Source organism: Pseudomonas sp. 05T35 (genome assembly GCF_056396605.1).
The window spans coordinates 1-4,336 of sequence record NZ_JBFTLU010000400.1 but is presented as its reverse complement, the minus strand read 5'-3'; the positions used below and the strand labels follow the sequence as shown (position 1 = coordinate 4,336).

General features: G+C 59.1%; 4 protein-coding genes and 1 pseudogene. All 5 read right to left on the bottom strand.

Features of this window, described 5'->3' with window-relative positions; translation table 11 throughout:
- On the bottom strand, positions 1 to 515 hold a 515-nt coding region (locus AC1DH9_RS23785; RefSeq protein ID WP_477808885.1), incomplete at its 3' end, for a carbohydrate porin.
- 194 nt (positions 516 to 709) lie between these two features.
- Positions 710 to 1,870, bottom strand: coding sequence for an ABC transporter ATP-binding protein (locus tag AC1DH9_RS23780; protein WP_019693216.1), 1,161 nt, complete (start codon positions 1,868 to 1,870; stop codon positions 710 to 712).
- Between the two features lie 3 nt (positions 1,871 to 1,873).
- Positions 1,874 to 2,719, bottom strand: coding sequence for a carbohydrate ABC transporter permease (locus tag AC1DH9_RS23775; protein WP_019693217.1), 846 nt, complete (start codon positions 2,717 to 2,719; stop codon positions 1,874 to 1,876).
- Entirely contained in the window at positions 2,712 to 3,620 is a 909-nt protein-coding gene (locus AC1DH9_RS23770; protein ID WP_019693218.1) for a carbohydrate ABC transporter permease, read from the bottom strand. The genes AC1DH9_RS23775 and AC1DH9_RS23770 overlap by 8 nt, the downstream gene beginning before the upstream one ends.
- Positions 3,621 to 3,775: 155 nt before the next feature.
- Positions 3,776 to 4,336 (bottom strand): annotated as a pseudogene (locus AC1DH9_RS23765) (sugar ABC transporter substrate-binding protein); the annotation flags it as partial.

Genomic DNA, 4,336 nt, shown 5'->3' with positions numbered 1-4,336 from the left:
GTGTTGAAGTCTTCGCCCTCGCCGAAGTAACCGGCTTTGACGTCCAGTTTACCGTCGAGGAACTGGTGCTGAACCCACAATTGGGTCAGACGGACCATATGGCCACGACCGTAGACTTCCTGAGAGGAACTCAAGGTGCCGGCACGCGGATCGCCGACACGGTCATTGGAGATGTTCTGACCGTTACGGTTGGTGAGCTGGATCTTGGCCTGGGTGTTATCCCAGCCCCACAGTTTTTGCAGGTCCAGCGCCACGCCCAGACCAAACTGGTCGGCGTAACGTGCGGTCTTGTCGTGGTTGTAGCCGCCGTGGAGGTTGGCGCCCACTTCACCGACGTAATCCGCCTTGATGTCGATACCTTKGTCGATCAGCTTGGTCCGCTCGCCACCCCAGTCCCCCGTCATCCACTTGGAGTCGGCGCTGAATGCATCAGCTGCGTGTGCGTTACCGGCCATGATCAGTACCGCAACAGCTGACAATTGGCAGATAAGCTGAGCGTTGTTCTTCTTTTTCATCCCTACATCCTCGTCTTTATTGTTATTAACTGTTTTTATCTAACGCGGTTTACAGCGATTGCGGCGGATGACAGACCATCCGCCGCATATCCCCCCTGTGGGAGCGAGCCTGCTCGCGATAGCGGTGTATCAGTCGACATCAATGTTGAATGTCAGATAGCTATCGCGAGCAAGCTCGCTCCCACATTTGATCTTCAGCGCCCTTTGAATTGAGCAACGTTGTCGCTGTGAGTCCCGGTTTTCGCTTGACCGGCCGTCCCCAGACGCTCGCCCGTCTTGGCATCGAACAGCAGCACTTTCGATGGATCGAATTGCAGGGTCAGGGTCTCGCCAACGGCCGGCGCAACGTCCGGCGCCAGACGGCAGCAGACTTTGGTTTCGTTCAAATTGACGAACACCAACGTATCCGGACCGGTCGGCTCGGTGACCTGGACTTCGGCACGAATGGTCGGCAAACCATTGGCCTCGCCGTTCGCCAGGACAATTTGCTCCGGGCGCATGCCGAGGATCACTTCGCGGTCCTCAAGACCGGCGTCCTGCATGCCCAGCGGCAGCTCGCAACGCGCCTGGCCGCTGTCGAGCAATGCCAGCAGACGGCCGTCCTTGCGCTGCAAACGCAGCGGGATGAAGTTCATCGGTGGCGAGCCGATGAAGCTGGCAACGAACAGGTTGGCCGGGTCGTTGTAGATCTGCTTCGGCGTGCCGAACTGCTGGATGATCCCGTCCTTCATCACCGCCACTTTGTCACCCAGGGTCATGGCTTCGATCTGGTCGTGAGTCACGTAGACCGTGGTGGTTTTCAGGCGCTGGTGCATCAGTTTCATTTCGGTGCGCATCTCGACCCGCAGCTTGGCGTCGAGGTTGGACAGCGGTTCGTCGAACAGATAAATCTTCGGCCGCCGCGCCAGCGCACGGCCCATGGCCACACGCTGTTGCTGACCACCAGAGAGCTGGCCGGGCTTGCGGCTGAGCAGGTGTTCGATTTGCAGCAGCTTGGCGACCCGCGCCACTTCCTCGTCGATTTCAGCCGCCGGCATTTTGCGGATCTTCAGGCCGAAGGCGATGTTGTCGCGCACGCTCATGGTCGGGTACAGCGCGTAGGACTGGAACACCATGGCGATGTCACGATCCTTGGGGCTCATGCCGCTGATGTCAGCGTCGTCCACCAGAATCGCCCCGCCACTGATGTTTTCAAGACCCGCGATGCAGTTCATCAAGGTCGACTTGCCGCAACCGGACGGGCCGACGAGGATCAGGAACTCACCGTCATCGATCTTCAGTTCGATGTTTTTCAGGGTGTCCGGCAAGCCGCTGCCGTAGGTTTTGTTGACGTTGCGTAATTCGAGAGTTGCCATGTTCTACCCCTTGACCGCGCCGGACGTCAGCCCACGCAGGAAATACTTGCCAGCGAATATGTAGACCAGCAGTGTCGGCAGCCCGGCGATCATCGCCGCCGCCATATCAACGTTGTATTCCTTGACCCCGGTGCTGGTGTTGACCAGGTTGTTCAGGGCCACGGTGATTGGCTGGGCATCGCCACTGGCGAAGACCACACCGAACAGGAAGTCATTCCAGATCTGGGTGAACTGCCAGATCAGGCAGACCATCACGATCGGAATCGACATCGGCAGCAGGATCTTCCCGAAGATCGTGAAGAAGCCCGCACCATCCAGCCGCGCCGCCTTGACCAGCGCATCCGGAATGCTCACGTAGTAGTTACGGAAGAACAGCGTGGTGAACGCCAGCCCGTAGACGATGTGCACCAGCACCAGCCCTGTGGTGGTGTTGGCCAGGCCGAGTTTGCCGACGGTGAATGAGGCTGGCAGCAGCACGGTCTGGAACGGCAGGAAGCAGCCGAACAACAGCAGGCCGAAGAACAACTGCGAACCACGGAAGCGCCACATCGACAGCACGTAGCCGTTCATTGCACCGATGAAGGTCGAGATCAGCACCGCCGGCACGGTAATTTTCACCGAGTTCCAGAAGTAGCCGCCTACCACGTCCCAAGCCTTGATCCAGCCAATGCCATCAATCACTTGCGGCCAGCTCAAGAGGTTGCCGGTGCGGATGTCTTCCGGGGATTTGAAGCTGGTCAGCAGCATCACCACCAGCGGAATCAGGTACACCGCAGCGGCCAGCAACAAGGTCGCGTAAATCGCAATGCGGCTGAAGCTGATGGCTGGTTTGCCAAGCTGATTACTCATGGCGTTTGCCTCGCAATTCGGAGTACAGGTAAGGCACCAGAATCGCCAGGATCGCGCCGAGCATCATCATCGCGCTCGCCGAACCGATGCCCATCTGGCCACGGCTGAAGGTGAAGGAATACATGAACATCGCCGGCAGGTCGGAGGAGTAACCCGGACCGCCCGCAGTCATCGCCGCCACCAGGTCGAAGCTCTTGATCGCGATGTGCGCAAGGATCATGAAGGCGCTGAAAAACACCGGACGCAGGCTTGGCAGGACGATCTTCAAATAGATGGTCGGCAGGCTCGCACCGTCGACCTGAGCGGCACGGATGATCGACTGATCGACACCGCGCAGGCCAGCCAGGAACATCGCCATCACAAACCCGGAGGCTTGCCACACAGCAGCGATTACCAGGCAGTAAACCACGCGATCCTGATCCACCAGCCAGTCCAGCCGAAAGCCTTCCCAGCCCCAGTCACGCAGCATCTTGTCCAGGCCCAGGCCTGGGTTGAGCAGCCATTTCCAGGCAGTACCGGTGACGATCATCGACAGCGCCATCGGGTACAGGTAGATGGTGCGGATGAAGCCTTCCTTGCGAATGCGCTGATCGAGCAGCACCGCCAGAAACACCCCGAGCACCAGGCTGATACCGATGAACATGCCACCGAAGACCGCGAGGTTCTTGCTCGCGACCCACCAGCGGTCGTTCTCCATCAACCGGACGTATTGCTGCAGGCCGACCCACTTGTAGCTCGGCATGAAGCTGGAGTTGGTGAAGGACAAAACGAATGTCCAGATGATGTAACCGTAAAAGCCAACCAGGACGATCAGCATGCTCGGCGCCAAAACCAGTTTGGGGAGCCAGCGCTGCAGTGCGTCGAACGGTGAGGCTTTGCTGAAAACCGCCACAGAGCTCATCGGGATAATCCAGGTGAAGAGAAGTAAATGCGCACAGTGGCCCCTTGTGGGAGTGAGCTTGCTTGCGATAGCGGTGCAACAGTCGACATCTCTATTGAATGTCAGTCAGCTATCGCGAGCAGGCTCGCTCCCACAGGGTCGTGCGGCGTCAGGAATTACTGGGCGGCTTTGATGGCCGATGCCAGTTGGGCGCTGGCCTTGGCCGGGTCAGCGCTCTTGTCGTTCATGAAGTTGGTCACCACATCGAAGATCGCGCCTTGCACAGCCAGGGAGGTGGCCATGTTGTGCGCCATGCTCGGTTGCAGGCCGCCGCTCTTCTCGTCTGCCAGGAAGTCCTTGGCCGACGCCTGGGCGCAGGAGTCGAAGCCCGACGCGCTCATGTCATTGAGCATGTCGGTGCGCACCGGAATCGAACCTTTGTTGATGCTGAAGACCTTCTGGAAGTCTTTACCCAGCGCGACCTTGGCCAGGTCCTGCTGAGCGGCGATATCGCCGGTGCGATCGGCCTTGRGCTTGAACACCGCGAGGGAGTCGATGTTGTAGGTGAAGGATTTGTCAGTGCCCGGGAATGGCACACACTCATAGTCCTTGCCCGCTACCTTGTGGGCGGCGGTCCATTCACTCTTGGCCCAGTCACCCATCATCTGCATGCCGGCCTTGCCGTTGATCACGTCGGCAGCAGCGATGTTCCAGTCACGACCTGCGCGGTTGGGGTC

What these genes read in the sequence shown, in the direction of transcription:
- AC1DH9_RS23780 (WP_019693216.1), bottom strand. Translation starts at nt 1,870, where the DNA reads ATGGCAACTCTCGAATTACGCAACGTCAACAAAACCTACGGCAGCGGC.
- AC1DH9_RS23775 (WP_019693217.1), bottom strand. Translation starts at nt 2,719, where the DNA reads ATGAGTAATCAGCTTGGCAAACCAGCCATCAGCTTCAGCCGCATTGCG.
- AC1DH9_RS23770 (WP_019693218.1), bottom strand. Translation starts at nt 3,620, where the DNA reads ATGAGCTCTGTGGCGGTTTTCAGCAAAGCCTCACCGTTCGACGCACTG.